This is a genomic window from Amycolatopsis sp. GM8, from assembly GCF_021653975.1.
GTDB lineage: Bacteria > Actinomycetota > Actinomycetes > Mycobacteriales > Pseudonocardiaceae > Amycolatopsis_E.
The window spans coordinates 535,766-557,668 of record NZ_JAJKFK010000004.1; the positions used below are offsets into that span (position 1 = coordinate 535,766).

Below are 21,903 nucleotides of genomic sequence, written 5' to 3' on the forward strand. Positions count from 1 at the left end.
ATCAGCGCGAGGCCGTCTCACTTGTGAGACTCAGACGGTGGCCTCCGCCATCGCCTCGGCGGTCAGCTCCACCGACCGCACCCGGTCCTCGATCCGCTCGGCGTGGTGCGCGGTGATCAGCTCGTCGGCCTGGATCGGCGCCGCGAACTCCTCCAGGAACGCGCGGACCTCGGCCGGGGTGCCGGTGGCGGTGTACTTGGTCATCGTCGACAGGTGCCGCCCGTTCGGCGACGCGAGGAACGCCTCGATCTCGGCGTCGGTGAAGTTCCGGCCGCCGGAGCCGCGCGAGATGAACGACCGCGCCCGGTTGCGGTACGAGATCGTCTGCTGTGCCACGGCTTCGTCGTGGTCTTCGGCGGCGAACACGTTCACCCCGGCGATCACGTACGGCTCGGCCAGCTGCTCGGAGGGCTTGAAGGTGTCGCGGTAGACGGCGACGGCCTGGTGCAGCGCGTCCGGCGCGAAGTGGGACGCGAACCCGTAGGGCAGGCCCAGCTGCGCGGCGAGCTGCGCGCCGAACAGCGACGAGCCGAGAATGTACAGCGGCACCTCGCCGTCGGGGCGCGGCACGGCCTGTACCCCGGAGATCCGCGACTTGCCGCGCAGGTAGCCCTGCAGTTCGAGCACATCCTGCGGGAACGTGTCGGCGGAGAGGTGGTCGCGCCGCATGGCGAGCATCGTGTTCTGGTCGGTGCCGGGCGCCCGGCCGAGCCCGAGGTCGATCCGCCCGGGGAAGAGCGCCCCCAGCGTGCCGAACTGCTCCGCGATCACCAGCGGCGAGTGGTTGGGCAGCATGACCCCGCCCGAGCCGAGCCGGATCGTTTCGGTGTGCTCGGCGACGTGCCCGATCACGATGCTCGTGGCGCTCGACGCGATGGTCGCCATGTTGTGGTGCTCGGCGTACCAGACCCGCCGGTAGCCGCCGCGCTCGGCGGCCTGGGCGAGCTTGACGCTGGCGGCGAAGCTGTCGCGCGCCGACTGGCCGGGCGCGATCGGTGCCAGGTCGAGGATCGACAGGGCGAGGGGCATGGTCAACTGCCTTTCTGCAGAGCGCTGTGCAGCTCGTCGGTGAACGCGCGGATGCGGTCCTCGTCGCGCCGGTAGTAGATCCACTGGCCGCGGCGGGTGGCGCGCAGGAACCCGGCCCGTTGCAGGGTCGCCAGGTGCGCGGACATGGTCGACGCCGAGGTCCCGGCCTTCTGCTGGATCAAACCGGCGCACACCCCCAGCTCGGCCGCTTCCCCCGCGCACGCGAAGTTCGCGACCGGGTCCTTGAGCCATTCGAGGATGCGCAGCCGCGTCTCGTTGGCCAGGGCCTTGCACTCGTCGAGCACCGCACCCGTCCTTCGGTATTTCGCTAATTTCCGAAGTTAGTCCTCGTCCGGACGCGCGGCACCATGACCCCCGTCACGACTACTGTGCCGTTCATGAGCGGTGACCTCGCGGCGACACGCGCGTTCTTCGGCCCACGGGCGGCCGGCTGGGAGATCAAGTTCCCGGACGACGGCCCGCGGTACCGGCAGGCGGTCGCCGACCTCGCGCCACCCGCCGGCGGGGCCGTCGCCGACGTGGCCTGCGGCACCGGGCGCGCGCTGCCGGAACTACGCGACGCGGTCGGCCCGAACGGCACGGTGCTCGGCATCGACGTGACCGCCGAGATGCTCGCTGAAGCCGTCGCATGCGGGCGGGACGAGATCGCCACCCTCGTGCTCGCCGACGCGACGCGCCTGCCGTTGCCCACCGGACGTTTGGACGCCGTGTTCGCCGCCGGGCTGCTCGCCCATCTCGCCGACCCGGACGCCGGGCTCGCGGAACTGGCCCGGGTGTGCCGCCCCGGCGGGCGGCTCGCGGTGTTCCACCCGATCGGCCGCGCCGCACTGGCCCGCAGGCACGGGCACGAACTGTCCACAGAGGACCTTCGCGCGGAACCGAACATCCGCGCCGCGCTGGGCCGGACCGGCTGGCACTGCGATTCCGTCGACGACGGCGAGGACCGTTACCTCGTGCTGGCGACCCGGGAGCTACCGCACGCGTAACCCGGCGATCAGGAGCTCGACCAGCGGGCGTGGGTCGTAGCCGGAATCGGCGCCGATACAGAGGTTCCCCACGCCGCGCATCAGTTCGAGGGCCTGCACACCGGACCGGATCTCGCCGGCGGCGGCCGCGGCGTCGAGCAGCCGGCCGCACACGGGCACGAGGCGGTCGAGGAAGTAGGCGTGCAACGTGTCGAAGCCGGCTTTGTCGGACCGCAGCGCGGCGGCGAGCCCGTGCTTCGTGACCAGGAAGTCCACGAAGCGGTCGATCCACTGCCCCAGCGCCGCGTAGGGACTCGCGCTCGACTCCAGGAGCGCGGGCCCGGCTTCGGCGCAGGCCTCCACCTGGTGCCGGTAGACGGCGATGACGAGGTCCGAGCGCGTCGGGAAGTGCCGGTAGATGGTGCCCATCCCGACGCCGGCCTTGGCCGCGATGTCCCGCACCGGCGCGTCCACGCCGGACGCGACGAACACCGCGGCGGCCGCGTCGAGCAGCGTCTTCTCGTTGCGCCGGGCGTCCGCCCGCTTGGACCGGCCCGCGGTCTCGTCGTCGGCCACGCCATTCCTCCCGCCACCCGCAGTTGTCAAGCGGAACAATGCTCCGTATCGTTAGCGGAGCATTGTTCCGATTGCTCATGATGCCACGGAGGACAACCATGCGGTACCGCACCCTGGGCCGGACCGGTATCCAGGTCAGCACCCTCGCGCTCGGCGCGATGAACTTCGGCCCGATCGGGCACACCACGCAGGACGAGGCCACGGCCATCGTCGACGCCGCGCTCGAAGCCGGGATCAACGTCGTCGACACCGCCGACATGTACGGCGACGGCGAGTCCGAGCAGATGGTCGGCCGGGCGATCGCCGGCCGCCGGGACGACATCGTGCTGGCCACGAAGGCGACCATGCCCATCGGCGACGAGCGCAACCACCAGGGCAGCTCGCGCCGCTGGCTGGTCACCGCGCTGGAGAACAGCCTGCGCCGCCTCGGCGTGGACCACGTCGACCTCTACCAGATGCACCGCTGGGACCCGAACACCAGCGACGAGGAGACGCTGTCGGCCTTGACCGACCTGCAGCGCGCCGGCAAGATCCGGCACTTCGGCTCCTCGACCTTCCCCGCCTACCGGATCGTGCAGGCCCAGTGGGCGGCCCGCGAGTACAACCTGAGCCGCTACGTCACCGAGCAGCCCAGCTACTCCATCCTGCAGCGCGGGATCGAGAGCCAGGTACTGCCCGTGACCGAGCAGTACGGGCTCGGCGTGCTGGTGTGGAGCCCGCTGGCGTCGGGCTGGCTGTCCGGCGCGGTCCGCCAGGGCCGGGAGGTCACCACGCACCGCTCGGCGCTCATGCCGGCGCTCTTCGACACCGCCATCCCCGCCAACCAGGCCCGGCTCGACGCCGTCGGGCGGCTGGCGAAGCTCGCCGACCAAGCCGGTCTGACCATGATCCAGCTCGCGCTCGGCTTCGTCACCGCACACCCGGCCGTGACCAGCGCGCTCCTCGGCCCCCGCACGCTCGACCACCTGCGATCGCAGCTCGCCGCCGCGGACACCGTGCTCTCCGCCGATGTGCTCGACGAGATCGACGCCATCGTCGCCCCCGGTGTCGATCTCGCCGCGCACGAGAAGTTCGACACCCCACCCGCGCTGCTCGACCCGTCGCTGCGGCGCCGGTGACAGGAAGGAGATGACCATGCCCGGCACAACCAGTTTCGGGATCATGACCGCGCCGTCGCAGGTCGGCTACGACGACCTGCTGCGGGTCTGGCGCGAAGCGGACACGATCCCGGAGATCACGCACGCGTGGCTGTTCGACCACCTGATGCCGATCTTCGGCGACCCGGACGGACCCACCTTCGAGGGCTGGACGCTGCTGTCCGCGCTCGCCGCGCAGACCCGCCGGCTGCGCGTCGGCGTGCTCGTGACCAGCAACCGGTTCCGGCCACCCGCGCTGCTGGCCAAGATCGCCACGACCGCCGACATCGTCTCCGGCGGCCGGCTCGACTTCGGGATCGGCGCCGGCTCACGCCCCAGCCACCCGCTGGCCCGGCGCGAGTACGCGGCACACGGCCTGCCCTTCCACGATGCCGCGCACGCAGTCGGCGCGCTCGCCGAAGCCTGCACGGTGATCCGCCGGCTGTGGACCGCGACCGAGCCGTTCGACTTCGACGGCGAATACGTGCGGCTCACCGGCGCGTTCGGCAACCCGAAGCCGGTGCAGCGCCCCCATCCGCCGATCGTCATCGGCGGGCGCTCGTCCGGCACGCTGCGCGTCGTCGCCGAGCACGCCGACGTGTGGAACATCCCCGGTGGCGACCTTGGCGACGTGATCGAACGCAGCGCCCTGCTGGACCGCTACTGCGCCGAGATCGGGCGTGATCCCGCCGCGATCGTCCGCTCGATCCACCTGCCCGTCTCCTACGAGCAGCCGGACGGCACTCGCGCCGCGATCCGCGAAGCGAGGGACGCCGGGTTCGGCCATTTCGTGCTCAGCCTGCCGTCGCCCTACCCCGCCGGCGTCGCGCGCTGGGTCGCGGACGAGCTCGTCACGAAGTCCATTTAGGACTGTCGCGGGCCCGGGGTTCCTAGCTGGGCCCCGAGCCCGCGTTCGAGGACGTCCAGCGCGCGGTGCGCGTCGGCGAGCACGCGGTCGGCGACCCGCTTGCCGCCGCGCCCGGCGAGCGCCGCCCGGTGCACCGACTCCTTCATCGCCCGGTTCACGCCCATCAGCGCGTTGGCAACGACCCACGCTTCCAGGTCGTCCGGCCGGGCCCCCGCCTCGTCCGCGACCAGTTCCGCCAGCTCGGCCGTGAACTCGTCGAAGTTCTGCCGTTCGCGGGCACGCAACGCGCCGCTGCCCGCCGTGATCCGGGCCGCCGTCGCGACCCGGCCCATCGCCGCGGGATCGCGGTCGGCCAGCGCCCCCCGCGGCCGTACCAGGAAGTCCCGGAACGCGTCGAACACCGAGACGCCCGGCTCGCGCTCGCGGACCGCGTCGAGCAGCGACGCCTCGAACGCCACCATCCCGTCGTAGACGAGGTCCTCTTTCGCCGGGAAGTAGTTGAAGACCGTCGCCTCCGAGACCTCCGCCCGGCGCGCGATCTCCGCGACCGGCACGTGGTCGAATCCCCGTTCGGCGAACAACCCGATCGCGGTGTCCGCGATCCGCCGCCGTGTCTGCTGCTTCTTGCGCTCGCGCAGCCCTGGCTCCGTCTTCATGCGCCGAGGATAGCACTTGACTTGGTGTCGCTATAAATTTAGAGTTACACCAAAATTCAAGCCGGAAGGGGAACCGAGATGACGCAGGAGAAGGAAGTCCTCGAACTGGTCGACCGGTGGGCGCGGGCGGAGCTGGCCGGGGATGTGGCCGCTTACCCCTCGCTGCTCGACGAGCGGTTCATCGGGGTGGGGCCGGTCGGGTTCGTGCTCGACCGCGAGCAGTGGGCGGGCCGGCACAACGGCGCCCTGGAGAACCATGAGTTCGAGGTTCTCGAGCCGCACGTGCGTTCTTACGAAAACACGGCCATCGTGGAAGGTGTGCAGCGGCAGCGGACCACCGCCCGCGGCCACGATACGAGCGGGGAGTTCCGGCTCGTGCTGGTGGCCGTGCACGACGGCGAGCAGTGGCGGATCGCGAACCTGCAGCTCAGCGGCCCGCTGATCGCGCCAGGGGAAATACCCGCGTTCGCACGCTGATGAGGAGGCAACGATGACGGTACAGCTCAACCACACGATCATCGAAGCGCACGACAAGAAGGAGACCGCCGCGTTCCTGACGGAGGTCCTCGGTCTGGGCGAACCGGTGAGCTACGGCCCGTTCGCGGTCGTCCAAGCCGCGAACGGGGTGTCGCTCGACGTCATGCGGACCGACGCGCCCGTGCACCCGCAGCACTACGCGTTCCTGGTCTCCGAGGACGAGTTCGACCAGATCTTCGGCCGGATCACCGAGCGGGGCCTGGAGTACTGGGCCGACCCGTACGGCCGCGAACCCGGCCGGATCAACCACAACGACGGTGGCCGCGGGGTCTACTGGAACGACCCCAACGGGCACCGGCTCGAGATCATCACCCGGCCCTACGGCGGCTGACCGGCACAGCCAGGGCGATCAGTAGTTCGGCGCGCCGAACGGGTAGGCCGTGATGACCTCGTTCTTGCCCTCCACCACGAGCTGCATGTCGGTGAGCGGCCGGTACTGCCGCACCGGCTGGCCGTTCGCGTCCATCTCCCAGCGCGGGTTGCCGCCGTTGTCGCGCAGCACCTGGCCGTCCGGGCCCCGCTGCGGGACCCGTTCGAAGGTGTAGCCGACCTGCTTGTCCATCGGGATGGTGTACACGGTCCGGCCGCCCTGCTGGTGCTGGACCTGCACGTTCGGGTCGCCGGACTTGACCTTCTCCCAGCCCTTGTCGATCTGGTTCACCAGCTTCCCGGTGTCCCACTGGTTGCCACCGGTCGTCCCCCACACGCCGTGCTCGGGCTTGGCCCGGCCGCCCCGCGCGGGGATCGGGTTGTCGTTGTCCGCGTGCAGCAGGATGTGTTCGAGCCGGTTTTTCTCCTGCCGGTTGGCGCCCGCCCCGACCCCCTGGTTGGGGTACCGGCTCTGCAGGTCGTAGTGCAGGCCCGACGGTGACGTCCCGCCCTTGCCACCCTTGTCCGGGGTCAGCCCGTTGCCGTCGAGCGACGACTTGCCGTTGCCCTTCCCGGTCTTGCAGCCGCCCTTGAGGCCCAGCGGGTCGCTCCAGGTGAGCGGGTTCGGCACGTAGGAGTGCGGGTCGAGCCCGCCGGACAGGCCGATCGGGTCGGCGCTCAGGTACCGGGCCGTGCGCGGGTCGTAGTACCGGTGGTGGTTGTAGTGCAGTCCGGTCTCGGCGTCGAGATACTGCCCGGGGAACCGCAGCGGCGTGTGCGGACCGGTCGCCGCGGTCCGCGGCGCGCCCCACAGCGTTTCGTCGCGGTGCCAGGCGACCTGCCCGGACTCGTCGACCAGTTCCGTTGGCGTGCCGACGAAATCCGTGACGATCGCGTAGAACCGCTCGTCCACGCACTGGCCCCCGGCGTACACGCGGTCGGTCTGCCCGACCGGCACACCGTCGGCCGGGCTCCACTCCCAGGTGCTGCCGCGGACCTCGCCACCGGCCGTGGTCTCCAGCTGCTCGGCGAGCACCTCACCGTCCCAGACGAACCGCGTCTCGGCGACGACGGCGTCGCCCGTCATCCGCTGCTTCGCCACCCGGCGCCCGAGCGCGTCGTAGCGGTAACGCCACCGCTGCCCGTCCGGCGTGGTGACAGCGACGAGGCGATCCTCGCCGTTCCACTCGTAACTCCAGCCGGCCCGCGCGACCAGCCGGCCCTGCGCGTCGTGCTGCTCGGAAAACCGTTGCGGCGCAACGACATTACCCGACCGGTCGTAGGAATACCGCTCGGACACCCCCGCGCCGCGCACCCCGGTGACCCGGCCGATCCGGCCGATCCGGTCGACGCTCAGCTCCCGCTGACCGCCGATCAGCTCGTCGATACCGGTCATCCCGCTGCCCGCGCGCAGGCTGTAGACGCGGCGCTGCGCCACGGTCTGGCCGGTGGTCAGCGTCTGCGCGCGCAACCTGTCCCGGCCGTCCCACTCCTGGCTCAGGGCCGCCGCGCCCAGCGCGCGCCGGATCTCCCGGCCCGCCGCGTCGTAGCCGAAGCCGATCCGGTGCCGTCCGGCGGCGAGCCCGGTCGGCGCGCCGCGCCCGTCGTAGTCCCACCGGCTCTCCGCGCCCGACGGGGTGCGCCGGAACACGCGGCGCCCGGCGAGGTCGTAGCCGGAGGTGACGGTGCGCCCGTCGCAGGTCTCCGACACCACCCGGCCCAGCTCGTCGTAGCCGAAGCTGACGTCGGCGTCGGCGTTGACCGCCCGCACGAGCCGGTCGAGCGGGTCGTAGGCGAACCGGCTGACCTGCTCCCCCGACCGCTTCTCGACGACGTTTCCCCTTACGTCGTAAGAGAAAGTGGTGGTTGCGCCGAGTGCGTCGGTGCGCGCGACCAGCTGGCCGGCCGCGTCGTAGACATAGCTGAGCACCCGGCCGTCGAAGTCCTGCTCGCGCACCTTCCGGCCCGCGGCGTCGTAGTCGAAGGTCCAGGTGCGGCCCTCGGCGTTCGTCGCGGCGACCATCCGCAGCTCGGTGTCGTACCGCACGCGCACCCGGCTGCCGTCCGGCGCGATCTCGGTGACCGGCAGGTCGAACGCCCCGTAGTCGGTGCGGGTGACCTCGCCCTGCTCGTCGGTCTCTTCGAGCACGTTGCCCTCGCCGTCGAACACCCGCCGCAGCACGGTGCCGTCCGGCGCGATCCGGTGCCAGCCGCCACCTTCGATCGTCCACGAGTACCGTGTCGTGCCGCCGATCCCGTTCGTCTCGCTGGTCAGCCGGCCGAGCGCGTCGTAGGTCAGGCGCGTGGTCACGCCGAGCGGGTCGGTCGTCGCGACCGGCCGGCCGAAGCCGTCGCACTCGATGGTGGTGCGGTTGCCCATCTCGTCGGCGAACTCGCGCAGCAGCCCGTCTTCGCCGTAGGAGTAGCGGGTGGTCGCGCCGAGCGGGCCGATGCTGGCCGACAGGTGACCGTTGCCGTCGTACTCTTGGCGCCATACCGCGCCGTCGGGCTCCACAATGGACACCACGCGGTTGTTCTCGTCGTATTCGGTGAGCCGGCGGGCGCCATCGGGCAAGGTCACCGCCACCTGGTTGCCGCGCCCGTCGTACTCGTACCGCGTCGTGCGGCCCAGCTCGTCGGTCGTGGCCAGCAGCCGGTCGTGGCGGTCCCATTCGAAGCGCGTCTCGCCGCCGAGCGGGTCCACCTGCCGCACGATCTGGAAGTCGGCGTTGACGTGATACTCGGTGGTGTTGCCGAGCGAGTCCGTGGCGGTGTTGACGCGGTTTTCGCGGTCGTAGGTGAAGGTGTACGCCAGATGCCCGTCGGCGCCGCGGCCGGCGACACACCGGCTCAGCTCGTCGTATTCGAACTCGTACTCCCGGCCGTTGCGGTCGATCCAGCGCGTCAGCCGGCCCTGGTCGTCGTAGCCGTAGCGCATCGGCAGCCCGGAGGAGTTGATCACCTCGGCCAGCCGCAGGTTCTGGTCGTAGCGGTAGCGGACGAGTTCCGTGCGGTCGTTCTCGTCCTCGCCCAGCAGCGTCAGCGCCGTGACGAAGCCGGCGCTGGTCTCGACCGCGATCCGGATACCGCCGGAGTGCCGGATCTGGGTCAGGTTGCCGAGCGAGTCGTGCGCGAAGTTGATGACGTTGCCGTCGTTGTCGAAGATCGCGGTGAGCGGCAGCCGCCCGGCGCCGTCCGGCGCGAAGTACAGCATCCGCTCCAGGTCCGGCTGCTCGATGACGTACCCGCCTTCGGGCGAGCGCTTGAGCGGCCAGTACGGGCCCTCGACCGGCAGCGCCGTGCCGTCGACGACCGGGTACGACAGCAGGGTGCCGTCCTCGGCGGCGAAGCCGATCTGCCCGTCCTCGATCTCCAGGCGCTGGTCCACTGTGGACGCCCAGGTGCGGCCGAACCGGAAACCGGCGCGGTAGGTGGAGAAATGGGTACGCCGCAGGACCAGCGGCAGCGCGCCGGGAACCTCCACATCGGACTCTTCGAGCATCATCCGCCCGGTGGTCATGTCGATCGGGTCACCGCTACCCGGCCGGCAGTCCGTCGGGGTGGAGTTCTCCTTCGGGCTGCCGTTGTTGTCCTTGATGGAACTCGGGCCGGTGCCGTCGTCCTTGGGCCCGGACTTCGGTGTGCCGGAGTCGCCGTCCCTGGGCGGCGGCGTCCCGTCCGGGCCGTCTCCCTTGGTACCCGAAGGCGTGGTCCCGTCGTCGCCCGTCTTCGGCGGCGGATCGACCTTCTCGCCGCCCGGGCCGTCCCCCTTCGCACCCGACGGCGTGGTCTTGCCGCCGCCGGCCGGGTCGACGTTCTTCCCCCCGGACGGCAGGCTGTCCACTTTGGACGGTGTGGTCTTCGAACCCGGCTTGAGACCCTTCAGTCCCTTCGAGGCGCTCTTGAACAGGTCACCGGCCTTGCCCAGCAGCTTGGCCAGATCCCCCAGCGCCTTGGTCAGGTTCTTCATCAGGCTCGCGAGGTCCTTGGCCGTCTTCGCGACCAGGTTCACCACCTGCGGGACCACCCAGGCGAGCCCGATCCCGAGGGTGAACAGCACCTGCAGCGCCCACGAGATCATGTGCCCGACGACCTGCGCGATCGTGTCGCGGACCAGCATCCGCACGGCCGCGACCACCTCACCGGCGGTCTTCACCCCGCTCGCGGCGCCGTCACACGCCTGCCCCGCGCCTTCGAGCATCTTCGCCAGGTCGTCGGCCTGCTGGCGGTACGCGTCCGCGCCCGGCCCGGTCCACGACTGGATGTCGGTCTTGACCTGGTTCCCCAGGTCCGTCGACACCGCGCCGAGTTCCTTGGCGATGTTCTTCCAGGTCTCCGAATGCGCGGTGATCTGGTCCGGGTCGCCCGCCAGCTTGTCCAGCGCCTCCTTGAGCGGCCCGACGTGCTCGATCAGCCAGCCGACCCCCGCGGCGAGGATCGCGCCGAACGGGTCGGCCACGAACGCCAGCGCCTCCATCGCCGTGCCCGCGACACCCAGCACCGTGGCGGCCCAGTCACCACTCTCGATCCCGTCCTTCACGGACTTGCCGGCTTCGAGTATGCCGATCCCCGAGATCGCCGAGGTCGAATCCTGCTTCTGCGCAACCAGCGGGTTCGTCATAGTGGTTACTTTCCCCCATCGTCGATGGCCGCCGAGCTTCGATCACTCTAAGGAGACGCGAACCCCTGTCACGTTCCAGCCCCGGACCAAGTCGGCACGTTCGACCCTCCGCCGATGACCGTTCGGACATCCCGCCTCGCCCGAACGTCGAACTCGCCGTCGCCGACGTCGGACTCGCCGCCACCCCGCGAGTCCGACGTTCGGGACGGCGAGTTCTGCGTTGCGTGGGGGGTCAGCTCGGGTTGGTGTTCTTGAGGCGCGCGGCTTCGCGGCGGACCTCGGCCTGGGTGGCGCGTTCGCGCTCCAGCCAGTCGGGGGCCTCGGCCTTGAGCGCGTCGATCTGCTCGGTGGTCAGTGCCTCGGTGATCCCGCCGCGGGCGAGGCCACTGATGGAGATGCCGAGCTTCGCGGCGACGACCGGCCGCGGGTGCGGCCCACTGCGGCGAAGCTCGCGCAGCCACTCGGGCGGGTCAGCCTGCAACGCGTTCAACTCGTCGCGCGAGACGACGCCGTCCTGGAACTCCGCGGGCGTGGCCTCGAGGTACACCCCCAGCTTCTTGGCCGCGGTCGCGGGCTTCATCGTCTGCGGGGTCTTCTGCGACGTCATGGGCTCCAGGATAGAGCGCCGGTCACGGGCAGTAACCTTGGCCGTATGACAGCCCCGTCGTTCCGGCTCGCCTACGTCCCGGGCGTCACGCCCGCGAAGTGGGTCCGGGTCTGGGGCGAACGGGTGCCGGACGTCCCGCTCACCCTCGTCCCGGTGCCCGCAGCCGACGCCGCCGCCCTGGTCCGGGACCACGAGGCGGACGCCGTCCTGCTGCGGTTGCCGACCGACCGGTCCGGGCTGCACGCCATCCCGCTCTACACCGAAACCACCGTCGTCGTGGTGCCCAAGGACCACGTCGTCGCCGCGGCCGACGAGGTGACGCCCGCCGACCTGGCCGAGGACGTCGTGCTGCACCCCGTCGACGACACCCTCGGCTGGGAGCAGCCGCCCGGCCGGCCCGCGATCGAACGCCCCGCCACGACGGCCGGCGCGATCGAACTCGTCGCGGCGGGGGTCGGCCTGCTCGTCGTTCCGCAGTCACTCGCCCGGCTGCACCACCGGCGGGACCTCACTTACCGGCCCCTCGTGGACTCTCCGCAGTCCCGCGTCGCGCTGTCGTGGCCCGAGGAGGAGACGACGGATCTGATGGAGCAGTTCATCGGCATCGTCCGCGGGCGCACGGTCAACAGCACCCGCGGGCGCCCCGCCCCGGCCCCGGTCCCGGTCAAACGCAAGCCGGCCGCGAAGACCCCGCCGCGCAAACAGCAGCGGAAACCGCGCCGCCGGTGAACAACCGAGCCGGGCAGGCCCGGCTCGGTTGTCTACAGAGGACAGTCCGTTGTGGACCGGCTAATCGCGCCACCGGTTGTTCAGGAAGGCATCATCGTCGTCGTCATCCTCGACGTCCGAGCGGGGACGCCGCCGGGTCGGCGCCGGCGCCGCGGGAGGTATCGGCGCCGGGGGTGGCGGAGGCGCCACCGGGGGTGCGGGCGGGGCCGGCGGCGCCGCGTCCTGTTCGGCCTCCTCGGCGAAACCGTCCGGCTCGAAGTCGTGCTCCTTGATCCGGTCCGGCCGCTCCTCCTCTTCGTTCTCCCGCCGCCCCAGCTCGCGCCGGTGCTCCACGTACCGCTCGGCCGCCTGGACCTGCTTGGTCATGTACTCGTGCGCCTGGGCGTTGACCTCCGCGACCTTCCGCTGGTGCAGCGCGCGCCGGTCGGCCTGCTCGCGGATCAGGCCGTCCATTTTGGCCTGCAATTGCTGGATGTCGTCCGTGACCATCTGTTCCTCCTGGGGACGGCGGCTCACCGCCGGCGGGCGGGCCGGTCCCCTTCCTCGTCTTCCAGCGAACCGATGATCGGGCTGCTCGCCCTCGGCGGGTTCTCGAAGATCCCGCCGTCGACACGGTAGGCCCGCGAGTTGCGTTCCTGGTTCTCACCGCCGCCCGCACCGGCACCCATGCCGCCCATCCCGGCCATACCGCCCATCCCGCCGGCCGCCATGGACGGCGCCCCGGCCGGGACGCCCGAGGGCACGGCCCCGAGCGGGGACACCGGCTGAGCCGGCACCCCGGTGGCGGAACCGGTCTGCACGCCGGTGCCGAGTGAGGCCGGGTCGCCCGCCGGCACACCCGCGCCGGCGTAGCCGGAGCCACCGGTCGGCAGGGCCGTGTCGGCGCCACCCCCGCCACCACCACCGCCGAAGTCGGCTCCCGAACCGCCGCCTGCGGGCAGGTCGGCACTGGGCACGTCATGCGAGACCGTGCCGGGCAGGTCCGCCCCGATCGACGCCGGGACCCCGATGTGGTCCGGTGTGCCACTCGACAGCGGGGAGAAACCGTCGTCCAGGCTGTGCGCCGGCGAGTCCTTGCTGTCCCCGTCATCGAGGGTGTACGTCGTGGGCGTACCGCTGCCGTCGTCGACCGTGACCTTCGTCGGGCCGTCGGGCCCGTCGGGGCGCTCGGCGGTGATCTTCAGGTCGCCGTCCTGGATGTGGATCTTGCCGTCGGGCCCGGGGTGGTACGCGCCGTCCGGGCCGGGCTTGTTCGGGTCGTCCGTCCCTTGTGGACCGAACCCGGGGTCGGCCGGGTCGCCGGCCGCCTTGTCGTCGGGCCAGTCGAGCTTGAAGTCCTTGAGGTGCCCGGTCCCGTCGTCGACCTTGATGTCCATCTTGCCGTCTTGGTCCGGCGAGGTCATCTCGAACGTCTTGCCGCCCTGCTCGACCTTGAGCGTGTCGGGCGTGTCGCCGTCGAGACCGTGGTGGGAGTCGCCGTCGCCCTTGAAGCCGTCCGGGGAGCCGGGGTCGCCCGATCCCGGTTCGCTGCCGAGGCCGCCGGTGCCGGGGTCGGTCTTGATCGGCTCGCCGTCGTACGAGTCCAGCCCGCTGCCGCCACTCCCGGAGGGGTCGGGAAGCCCGCCGCCGCCCGAACCGCCGAGGCCACCGGAGGAGGAGCCGAGGCCGCCATCGCCGGAAGGCGGTGTCAGCCCGGGGATGTTCGGGATCGACGGCATCGAACCGCCGCCGCCCGAACCGGAACCGCTGCCCGAACCCGAACCGCCGCCGGAGCCGAAACCGCCACCCGCGCCGGAACCGTCCGAGCCGGAACCCTCGAGGCCCGACCCGCCGAGGCTCGATCCACTGTCCCCCTCCGGTGAGGTCAGCCCCGGGATGCTCGGCATCGACCCGCCGCCCGAGCCACCGGCGCCAGAGCCGGAGCCACCGGTGCCGGGGTCCGTCTTGATCGGGTCGCCGTTGTACGAGTCCAGCCCGCCGCCGCCACCCCCGGTGGGGTCGCCCGGCAGGCCGCCGCCAGCACCGCCGCCCGAACCACTACCTGAACCACTGCCCGAGCCGAGGCCGGTGTCCCCCTGCGGGATCTTGATGTCGGGAATCGGCGGTGGCGGCGGTGGCGTGCTCGAACCACCGCCCGAACCGGAGCCACCAGTGCCCGAACCACTGCCGGAACCGCCACCCGAGTCGAAACCGCCGCCCGCACCCGAACCACTGCCCGAGCCGCCGTCGGACCCACCGCCGCCGGAACCGCCGCCGCTGTCGAAGGAGCTGGGCACGTCCGAACCAGAGCCACCACCCGAACCGCTGCCACCGCCCGGGGAACCGGGAAGGTCCGAACCCGAACCACCGCCGGAACCGCCGCCGTACCCCGACCCGGAGCCGCCCGGGATCGAACCCGGGCCACCCGAACCAGAACCGCCAGAGCCCGAACCCGAACCACCGGAGCCGCCCGAGCCGGAACCCGAACCACCGCTGCCGGAGCCGCTACCGCCCGCGGGCTGTTCGCCGTCCCCGAACTCGTTCTTGACCTTGCCCATGTAGTCGTCGAGCGTGTCGTACGCCTGGTCGACCAGGTCCTTCGCGTCCTTGCAGGCCTTGTCGAACCCCAGGTAGATGTTGTCCCACATATCGGGGTTGAACTGGTTCTGGATCCACTGCTTGGCCAGGTCCTGGCCGTGTTTCTGGATTTCGTCGTCGTCGCAGCAGCCGTCGTCGTCGAGCGTCTTCACCAGGTTGGTGCCGAAGTTCAGGTCCATCCAGCCGGCGATCTGCGCGAGGTCGTTCTTGCTGCCGTGCTCACCGCTGGCGACCGCGACGACCTTCTGCGCCATCACGTAGTCGGCCTTGCCGACCTGGTCCCGGTACAGCTCGATGACCGCGTCGGCTTTTCCCTTGCACAGCTCGAAAACCGTGTTCACCGCCGTGGTGGTCGCGGTGCTCGCGCCCTCCAGCGTCTCGACCAGCTTGTTGGCCTTGGGCAGGAACTTGTCGTTGAAGTAGTCGTTGGCGGCGTCCGCGCCGGCCCCGCTCCAGGTCTGGAACAGCGTGTTCAGCGCGGTGCCGGTGTCCTGATTGGTCTGGTCCACCGTCTCCGAGCCGGTCTTCATGTGATCGGCGTCGTCGATGAAGTTCTGGAAGTTGATGCCGCGCTGCTCGTCGAAGCGCTTCCGGATGTCGTTGTCCAGGTCGAGCGCGCGGGTGTTGCCCTTGCAGTCGTCGGGGGTCTTCGCCAGCAGCGAGCCGAACGTCTCGAACACCTTCAGTGCGGGCGCCGCCGCGTCGAACAGCTCGTCGGAGGTCTTGGTCCCGGCGCCACCGGTGGCCGGCTGCTTCTTGTCGTCGAGCTGGGTCTTGCCGTCGTCGACGGACTTCTTCAGCTGCTGCTCGTTGTAACCGGCCTGGTCGCCGGCCTTCTTGGCTTCGTCGTAGACGGAATCGACGGAGCCGCCGGCCGCGAAGGGCTGCCCGTTGTAGGCCTGCACATACTTCGAGACCTCGTCCCGGTTCTGCTGCGCCGCGTCCGAGTCGTGCACGATGAAGGTGCTGATCAGGGCCGTCTTCTTGTCGGCGGGCACGCTCGGGTCGTCGAGGATCGCCTTGACGTCCGCCCAGGTCTTGGCCATCAGAGGGTCCCCTGGTCCGTGTTGAGGATCGCGCCCGACTGCGACGACTCGTTGTCGCCGTACATGCTGCCGCTCGTCCCGATGTTCGCGCCGAGCGAGTTGAGGGTGGTCCCGTACCCGGTGACCGCGGCCACCAGCTTCTGCACACCGTCGGTGTACTTCTGCGCGTGGGCACCGTGGGCCCGGCCGAACCCCTCCGCCGTGATCGGGGAGTTCTGCAGATCGGGATTCTTGTCCGGCAGGTCCTCCGCCAGCTGGGTGATCGACTTCGACGCGGTTTTCATCGCGTCGGTGCTCGCGGTGTACCCGCCGCTCATCTTCCGGGCTCCCTCATCGAGATCGTTTCAGTCACACACGTTGGACCATAACGCGCTCGGACGCAGGGCGGTTGGCGCTCCCCCAAGTGTGCCCGTTCGGTCGAGGGAGCGTCGCCGCCCGCGCCGGTGCGATACGGCTGCGTCGATGAGACGGAGCCGGCGCCCGTCGAGTTCCGATCAATCGTGCGTCCGGTTCAGACCACGCTCCACCGCGGCGATGATCTCCGGTCGCAGCCGCTCGGGCCGGATGATCGCGTCGACCGAACCCACCCGCTGCGCCCGCTGGATCGAGTGCACACCGTCGAACTCGGCCGCGACCTCGCCCAGTTTCTCGGCCCGCACCGACGTCCGCACGTCCGCGAGCCGGGTGACGAGCGCGGCCCGTTCCGCGCCCTGAGCCGACGCGATCCGCGCTTCCAGTTCGGTGACCCGTGGGTCGCCCGCGGTGCGCGCGTTGACGTCCGCAGCGAACACCACCGCGGCCGCGGGCGCGCCGCCCAGCACGGACGCGTACGAGCCGTCCACGGCGAGCACCGTCATGTTCGGGTTGAGCGTCTTGGAGAACACCACGAACGCGCCGCCGTGGTAGCGCGAGATCACGCAGAACACGATGGGGCCACGGAAGTTCACGATCGCGCGGCCGATCTCGGCGCCGTACTCCAGCTGCAGCTCGCGCATCGACTCCGGCGACCCGTCGAACCCGGACAGGTTCGCCAGCACCACCAGCGGCCGGTTCCCGCTCGCCGCGTTGATCGCCCGCGCGACCTTCTTCGACGAGCGCGGGAACAGCGTGCCCGCGGTGTAGGTGTCCGGGCCGTCGGTGGGCGGGAACCCGCGCCGCGGCACCGACCGCGACTCGATGCCCACCAGGCACACCGGCAGGCCGCCGAGGTGCACGTCCTGCACGACGGAGGTCTCCGCGTCGGCCATCCCGGCCCAGCGCTCCAGCACCGGGTGGTCCTGGTCGGCCAGCGCCCGCATCACCGTGCGGATGTCGAACGGCTTCTTGCGGTCCGGGTTGGTGTCGCGGGAGAAGATCTGGCCGACGGTGGTGAAATCGCTGTCCACCACGGCGTGCGGGAAGTCGGAGACGTCCCGGTCGACCGGGTCGGAGCTCGGCGCCCGGCGGGGACCGTCCTCGCCCGGCGCCACGTAGCTGTGGTCGTAGTGCGAGAGCAGCACGCGGTGGGCGGCCCGCAGGTCCGGCGCCCAGTACTGGGCCTGGCCGTTCGGGCCCATCACCCGGTCGTAGCCGCCGATGCCGAAGTTGTCCTCGGCCGACACGCCACCGGAGAAGTCCAGCGACTGCTTGCCGGTCAGCACCATCGCCGAGTCCGGCGTCATCACCAGGATTCCCTTGGTGTGCATGAGCATCGTGGCCTCGGCGTTCCAGTACGGCTGGGCGCCGACGTTGATCCCGGCGACCACGACGTTGATCTCGCCGCCGCCCTGGGTGAACTCGACGATCCGCTTGAGCGCCGCCGCGATCCAGTCCATGTTCTCGGTGCCCGAGTCCATCGCGATGCGCGCGCCCGCGGACAGCGCGTACCACTCGACCGGCACCCGCAGCCGTTCCGCGAGATCGAGGGCGGCGATCACCCGGGCACATTCCGGTTCGGACAGTGCGCCCAGCGCCTTGGTCGGGTCGCCGAGCAGCACGACCCGGGTCATGCCCTCGGGGTACCGCGCGGTCGGGGTGGTCGCGACCCCGGCGACGATTCCGGCTTTGTTGAGCCCCTTCGGCCGGTCCACGGGTGCGAGCGCGCCCACGCCCGAGGTACTTTTCCCCGCCGAGGGCGCATCAGCGCTGTCGCCGAGGTCGAGCTCGGTGAACGTGCCGCCCGCGCCGCCGATCATGCCGGTCAGCTCGTACGGGTAGACCGTGCCGCGGCGCCGGGCGCGCAGCACCTTCTGGCCGTAGTCGTCCAGCGGCTGGATCGGCTCGGTCGGCGGTTCGGTGGCCTCCAGCCGGACGCCGGTCGCGACGTCGTAGGAGACCCGGACCGCGATCGGCCGCAGCTGCCGCGCCTCCGGGTCGCGGCGGCGGCCGAGGATGAGCACCTCCTCGACCCCGGCGCCGGCCGTGGTGGGCACGACGCGCCGGGCGACCGCCTTGAAGTCGTCCGGGGTGAGGTCGCTCGGCGGCCACACGTAGAGCACGATCCTGTTGGTGTCCAAGCGTTTCTTCGCCGGTCGGGCGGCCTGGACCTTGCGGATCGCGTCGAGGCAGGCGCCGAGCGCGCCCTCCACCGCGGGCAGCGCGAGCACGCGGCCCGCGTCGTCGCGCAGCGGGGTGAGGTCACGGACCTGCGCCATGGCCACCAGCCGCTCGTCCGACGGGTTCTCCGGCGCGACGCAGCGCAGCAGGTAGACGTCCTCGTCGGCCGAGGGCAGCCGGGTCAGGTCGAACTCCCGCAGGCGCCAGACCTGCAGCCGCTGCCCGATGAGCGGGTGCAGGCCACGGATCAGCCGGTCCTCGACCGGTCCTGCCGCGGAGGGCTGGAACGTGAAGTGGTGGTGCAGCACGGCTCCGCTGCTCCCGGCGACCGTGGTGGTGATCCGGCGCAGCCGTTCGGGCAGCGCCGCCGCGGCCAGCGCCGCGTGCAGTTCGGCGGCCATCGCGTCGGCGTCGGCGGGCTGCCCGGCCCAGGTGAGGTAGACGTCGGCGACGAGATCGGTCTCGTCCGGTTCCGCCGCCGCCACTTCGGCGACCGTCGCCAGTGCGGCCGGCAGGTCGGCGAAGTCGGTGACCGTCGACAGCAGCCGCTGCGGGCTGCCGTCGACCTCGAAGCCGCCGGTGACGAACGGCCGGCCGCCGGCCTGGCCGCAGCGCACCCCGGACAGCCGGTGCTCGCGGTAGTAGCGGCGGCTGATCACTTCGAGCAGCGCGCCCGCGTCGGCGCCGGGGCGGTCGATCCGCCGGCCCAGCAGCCGCACGAGCGGCTCCGGGCTGGCGACCATCTCGGCGATCCGCTCGTCGCGGTCGGCCGCGTCCGGGTGTTCGTCGAGGTAGCGCAGCTGGCGGCGCACCCGGGTGTAGACCTCGGCGCGGGTGCGGCGCAGCAGCGGCTGCGCGAACCAGCGGAACACGAGGCTGCGGGCGAGGTCCCCGATCACCGGGAACCGCAGCTGGGTGGCCACGATCAGCCGCTCCAGCGCCTGCCCGACGGTCTGGCGCAACCCGTTGTGCGGCGGCGCTTCGGTCAGCCACTGCTGCAGCACCGAGGTGATCGCCGCGGCGTCGGCACCGGCCCGCTGCTGCGCGAGGAAGATCCGGAACACGGCCTCCTCCAGCGCGGGCGTGCGGTCCAGCCCGTCCACGCCGTAGTGGCCGAGCACCCGGAGCAGGCGGCCCTGGAAGGTTTCGGAGAGCCCGGCGCGCTCGGCGTCGAGGCTCCGCAGGTACGTGTGGAAGTGCTCGCGCGGGCTGTGTACCCGCGTGTCGGCCTTCGTCTCCTCGCCCTTGGGCTTGTTCCGGGACAGCTCGGACAGGTCGGCGAAGATGTCGAGCAGTCCGACCTCGGCCGCCAGCGGCCGCTGGCCCGATTCCGCCCGCGCGGCAAGGTAATTCGCCAGCGTGCCGCCGCCGTCGCCCGGGTCGGCGTCGAAGCCGAGCAGCATGCTGCGCAGGTCCGCGAGCCCCCGCTCGACCCGGTGCGCCGCATCGGACCCGTTCGCCTCGACCGGCAGGTCCAGGTCGACCGCGTCGGCGCCTTGCGCGGATTCGTCGTCCGCGTCGCCGAGCGGTTCCAGGCGCAGCAGGGGCGCGCCGGTGCCGACCTGGCTGCCGACGGACACCACGCATTCGCGCAGCAGGGCGCGGAACGGCGCCCGCAGCACCGTCTCCATCTTCATGCTCTCCAGGACCAGCAGCGGCGCGCCGGCTTCGACCTCGTCGCCGGCCGCGACCGGGGTGGCGACCACCAGCGCCGGCGCCGGGGAGCGCACGACGCCGCCTTCGTCCCGGCTGATCCGGTGCGTGACGCCGTCGACCTCGACCAGGTGGATCGGCCCGTGCGTGCCGGTGACCAGGCGGAACCGGTGCCCGTTGAGCCGGATCTGCCCGGTGTGCTCGTCGAACCGGTCGAGCACCGCGTCGACGGTGCGCACCTCGTCGCCGGTGACGAACCCGACGCGGTAACGGCCGGGACCGGTTTCGGCGACGGTGAGCCGGTAGCCCGCGCCGCGCAGCTTCAGGTCGACCGGGCGGCCGCTCTCGTGCTGCACCTGCGGGCGGCCGCCGTGCGCGGTGGACAGCAGCCGCTGCAGTTCGACCCGCTTCTCGTCCTGGTACGCGTCGATCGCGGCGGCGGCCAGCGCGACGCCGGAATGTTGCTGGGACACAAGGCGTCCCTCGGCGCGGACGCGGTCGATCCAGCCGGTGTCGGCGCTGCCGTCGATCACCTCGGGCTCGTCGAGCAGGTCGAGCACGAAGCTCTTGTTCGTGGTGCCGCCCTCGATGAGCACGGTGGTCTCGCGCATCGCGCGGCGCAGCCGGGACAGCGCCTCCGCGCGGGTGCGGCCGTAGGCGATGATCTTCGCGATCATCGAGTCGAAGTCGGCGGGGATCTCGTCGCCTTCGCTGACGCCGGTGTCGACCCGGATCCCGGGCCCTGCGGGCAGGTCGAGCAGCGCGATCCGCCCCGGCGCGGGCGCGAAATCACGGTCGGGATCCTCGGCGTTGAGCCGCGCCTCGACCGCGTGCCCCAGTTCCGCGGGCTGCTCGCCGGTCAGCTTGCCGCCCGCCGCCACGTGCAGCTGGGCCTTGACCAGGTCCATCCCGGTGGTGGCCTCGGTGATCGGGTGCTCGACCTGCAGCCGGGTGTTCACCTCGAGGAACGCGAACAGCTGGTCCTTCGGGTGGTACAGGAACTCGACCGTCGCCGCGCCGCGATAGCCGACCGCGACCGCGAGCCTCTCCGCCGACGCCTTCAGCTCGGCCGCCTGCTCCGGGGACAGCACCGGCGAGGACGACTCCTCGATGATCTTCTGGTTGCGCCGCTGCACGGAACAGTCGCGCACGCCGAGCGCCCACGCGGTGCCCTGGCCGTCGGCGATCACCTGCACCTCGACATGCCGGGCGCCGGTGACCAGGCGCTCCAGGAAGACGACGCCGCTGCCGAACGCGCGCTCGGCCTCCAGGCTGGTGCGTTCGTAGGCGTCGGTGAGGTCTCCGGGATTGGTGACCACGCGGATACCGCGGCCGCCGCCGCCCGCGGTCGCCTTGAGCATCAGCGGATAACCGATCCGCTCCGCCGCGCGCAGTGCCGCGTCGAGGTCCTCGACCGGGCCGCGGCTCCACGGCGCGACCGGCACGCCGACCTCTTCGGCGATCAGCTTGGCACCGATCTTGTCGCCCAGTTTGCGCATCGCGTCCGGGGAGGGGCCGATGAACGTCACGCCCAGCTTTTCGCACAGCTCCGCGAACGCCGGGTCCTCGGCGACGAAGCCCCAGCCGACCCACGCGGCGTCGGCACCGGTCTCGACCAGCGCGCGTTCCAGCACGGCGAGGTCGAGGTACGGGCGCGCCGCGGCCGGGCCGAGGTCGTAGGTGAGGTCCGCCTCCCGCACGAACGTCGCCGCGGCGTCGGCGTCGGTGTAGAGGGCCACCGTTTCGATCCGCGGCCCGCCCTCCGCGTTGAGCTCACCGACGGCGTGGATGAGCCGCATCGCGGCTTCACCTCGGTTGACGATCGCGACACGACTGAACACCGAATCGATCCTCACAAAAATCGACGACGAAACCCGGCCCGCTGGCCGTCGTCCAGCATCCCGCTTACCGGCCGGTATGTGCTCGTCCGCCGTGTTGCGTGCCGGAGCACGATCTTTGTAGGAACCCTCCAAAGGCG

The 21,903-nt window shown here is 71.4% G+C and carries 16 protein-coding genes; 6 read left to right on the plus strand and 10 right to left on the minus strand.

All coding sequences use genetic code 11. The features are described from left to right. Positions 1 to 30: 30 nt before the first annotated feature. Both LOZ83_RS21090 and LOZ83_RS21095 read right to left on the minus strand, forming a co-directional pair. Complete coding sequence (locus LOZ83_RS21090) at positions 31 to 1,029, minus strand: LLM class flavin-dependent oxidoreductase (RefSeq protein WP_236792682.1); 999 nt, start codon at positions 1,027 to 1,029, stop codon at positions 31 to 33. Positions 1,030 to 1,031: 2 nt separating this feature from the next. Further along, positions 1,032 to 1,334, minus strand: coding sequence for a helix-turn-helix transcriptional regulator (locus LOZ83_RS21095; protein ID WP_236792683.1), 303 nt, complete (start codon positions 1,332 to 1,334; stop codon positions 1,032 to 1,034). 93 nt (positions 1,335 to 1,427) lie between these two features. Here LOZ83_RS21095 and LOZ83_RS21100 point away from each other — a divergent pair, with 93 nt between their 5' ends. Beyond that, complete coding sequence (locus tag LOZ83_RS21100) at positions 1,428 to 2,036, plus strand: class I SAM-dependent methyltransferase (protein WP_236792685.1); 609 nt, start codon at positions 1,428 to 1,430, stop codon at positions 2,034 to 2,036. Here LOZ83_RS21100 and LOZ83_RS21105 read toward each other — a convergent pair. Continuing rightward, on the minus strand, positions 2,022 to 2,591 hold the full coding sequence (locus LOZ83_RS21105) for a TetR/AcrR family transcriptional regulator (protein WP_236792688.1): 570 nt from the start codon (positions 2,589 to 2,591) through the stop codon (positions 2,022 to 2,024). The two genes, LOZ83_RS21100 and LOZ83_RS21105, sit on opposite strands and share 15 nt — an antisense overlap. 98 nt (positions 2,592 to 2,689) lie before the next feature. Between LOZ83_RS21105 and LOZ83_RS21110 the strand changes: the two genes are divergently transcribed. Further along, positions 2,690 to 3,709: an aldo/keto reductase gene (locus tag LOZ83_RS21110; protein WP_236792691.1), complete on the plus strand. Its 1,020-nt coding sequence runs from the start codon at positions 2,690 to 2,692 to the stop codon at positions 3,707 to 3,709. Positions 3,710 to 3,725: 16 nt separating this feature from the next. Further along, positions 3,726 to 4,595 (plus strand): LLM class flavin-dependent oxidoreductase, encoded by an 870-nt coding sequence (locus LOZ83_RS21115; RefSeq protein WP_236792693.1) that lies wholly within the window; start codon positions 3,726 to 3,728, stop codon positions 4,593 to 4,595. On the opposite strand, the gene LOZ83_RS21120 is transcribed toward LOZ83_RS21115, so the two are convergent. After that, entirely contained in the window at positions 4,592 to 5,251 is a 660-nt protein-coding gene (locus LOZ83_RS21120) for a TetR/AcrR family transcriptional regulator (RefSeq protein ID WP_236792695.1), read from the minus strand. The two genes, LOZ83_RS21115 and LOZ83_RS21120, sit on opposite strands and share 4 nt — an antisense overlap. Positions 5,252 to 5,329: 78 nt before the next feature. Between LOZ83_RS21120 and LOZ83_RS21125 the strand changes: the two genes are divergently transcribed. Together LOZ83_RS21125 and LOZ83_RS21130 are read left to right on the plus strand one after the other, a co-directional pair. After that, complete coding sequence (locus tag LOZ83_RS21125; protein ID WP_236792696.1) at positions 5,330 to 5,728, plus strand: nuclear transport factor 2 family protein; 399 nt, start codon at positions 5,330 to 5,332, stop codon at positions 5,726 to 5,728. Between the two features lie 13 nt (positions 5,729 to 5,741). After that, a complete protein-coding gene (locus LOZ83_RS21130) occupies positions 5,742 to 6,119 on the plus strand; it encodes a VOC family protein (protein ID WP_236792698.1) in 378 nt (125 codons plus the stop codon). Positions 6,120 to 6,137: 18 nt separating this feature from the next. On the opposite strand, the gene LOZ83_RS21135 is transcribed toward LOZ83_RS21130, so the two are convergent. Then, the gene (locus LOZ83_RS21135) at positions 6,138 to 10,778 is read right to left on the minus strand and encodes an RHS repeat-associated core domain-containing protein (RefSeq protein ID WP_236792700.1); all 4,641 of its coding nucleotides are present in this window, start codon (positions 10,776 to 10,778) and stop codon (positions 6,138 to 6,140) included. Between the two features lie 232 nt (positions 10,779 to 11,010). Further along, positions 11,011 to 11,385, minus strand: coding sequence for a DUF5997 family protein (locus LOZ83_RS21140; RefSeq protein WP_236792702.1), 375 nt, complete (start codon positions 11,383 to 11,385; stop codon positions 11,011 to 11,013). A 45-nt stretch (positions 11,386 to 11,430) separates the two neighbouring features. Between LOZ83_RS21140 and LOZ83_RS21145 the strand changes: the two genes are divergently transcribed. Then, complete coding sequence (locus LOZ83_RS21145; protein ID WP_236792704.1) at positions 11,431 to 12,114, plus strand: LysR substrate-binding domain-containing protein; 684 nt, start codon at positions 11,431 to 11,433, stop codon at positions 12,112 to 12,114. Positions 12,115 to 12,174: 60 nt separating this feature from the next. Here the strand turns inward: LOZ83_RS21145 and LOZ83_RS21150 are convergent, their stop codons facing one another. The 4 genes from LOZ83_RS21150 to LOZ83_RS21165 form a co-directional block, all read right to left on the minus strand. Then, positions 12,175 to 12,603 carry a hypothetical protein gene (locus LOZ83_RS21150; RefSeq protein ID WP_236792705.1) on the minus strand — a complete coding sequence of 143 codons (429 nt, stop codon included), beginning with the start codon at positions 12,601 to 12,603 and terminating at the stop codon, positions 12,175 to 12,177. 23 nt (positions 12,604 to 12,626) lie between these two features. Then, positions 12,627 to 15,737 carry a WXG100 family type VII secretion target gene (locus LOZ83_RS40285; protein ID WP_304512157.1) on the minus strand — a complete coding sequence of 1,037 codons (3,111 nt, stop codon included), beginning with the start codon at positions 15,735 to 15,737 and terminating at the stop codon, positions 12,627 to 12,629. After that, positions 15,737 to 16,054 carry a hypothetical protein gene (locus LOZ83_RS21160; protein WP_236792707.1) on the minus strand — a complete coding sequence of 106 codons (318 nt, stop codon included), beginning with the start codon at positions 16,052 to 16,054 and terminating at the stop codon, positions 15,737 to 15,739. Before LOZ83_RS21160 ends, LOZ83_RS40285 begins: the two co-directional genes overlap by 1 nt. Positions 16,055 to 16,231: 177 nt before the next feature. Then, entirely contained in the window at positions 16,232 to 21,766 is a 5,535-nt protein-coding gene (locus LOZ83_RS21165) for a carboxyl transferase domain-containing protein (protein ID WP_236792709.1), read from the minus strand. Positions 21,767 to 21,903: the final 137 nt, after the last annotated feature.

What these genes read in the sequence shown, in the direction of transcription:
- LOZ83_RS21090 (WP_236792682.1), bottom strand. Translation starts at nt 1,029, where the DNA reads ATGCCCCTCGCCCTGTCGATCCTCGACCTGGCACCGATCGCGCCCGGC.
- LOZ83_RS21100 (WP_236792685.1), top strand. Translation starts at nt 1,428, where the DNA reads ATGAGCGGTGACCTCGCGGCGACACGCGCGTTCTTCGGCCCACGGGCG.
- LOZ83_RS21110 (WP_236792691.1), top strand. Translation starts at nt 2,690, where the DNA reads ATGCGGTACCGCACCCTGGGCCGGACCGGTATCCAGGTCAGCACCCTC.
- LOZ83_RS21115 (WP_236792693.1), top strand. Translation starts at nt 3,726, where the DNA reads ATGCCCGGCACAACCAGTTTCGGGATCATGACCGCGCCGTCGCAGGTC.
- LOZ83_RS21120 (WP_236792695.1), bottom strand. Translation starts at nt 5,251, where the DNA reads ATGAAGACGGAGCCAGGGCTGCGCGAGCGCAAGAAGCAGCAGACACGG.
- LOZ83_RS21125 (WP_236792696.1), top strand. Translation starts at nt 5,330, where the DNA reads ATGACGCAGGAGAAGGAAGTCCTCGAACTGGTCGACCGGTGGGCGCGG.
- LOZ83_RS21130 (WP_236792698.1), top strand. Translation starts at nt 5,742, where the DNA reads ATGACGGTACAGCTCAACCACACGATCATCGAAGCGCACGACAAGAAG.
- LOZ83_RS21135 (WP_236792700.1), bottom strand. Translation starts at nt 10,778, where the DNA reads ATGACGAACCCGCTGGTTGCGCAGAAGCAGGATTCGACCTCGGCGATC.
- LOZ83_RS21140 (WP_236792702.1), bottom strand. Translation starts at nt 11,385, where the DNA reads ATGACGTCGCAGAAGACCCCGCAGACGATGAAGCCCGCGACCGCGGCC.
- LOZ83_RS21145 (WP_236792704.1), top strand. Translation starts at nt 11,431, where the DNA reads ATGACAGCCCCGTCGTTCCGGCTCGCCTACGTCCCGGGCGTCACGCCC.
- LOZ83_RS21150 (WP_236792705.1), bottom strand. Translation starts at nt 12,603, where the DNA reads ATGGTCACGGACGACATCCAGCAATTGCAGGCCAAAATGGACGGCCTG.
- LOZ83_RS40285 (WP_304512157.1), bottom strand. Translation starts at nt 15,737, where the DNA reads ATGGCCAAGACCTGGGCGGACGTCAAGGCGATCCTCGACGACCCGAGC.
- LOZ83_RS21160 (WP_236792707.1), bottom strand. Translation starts at nt 16,054, where the DNA reads ATGAGCGGCGGGTACACCGCGAGCACCGACGCGATGAAAACCGCGTCG.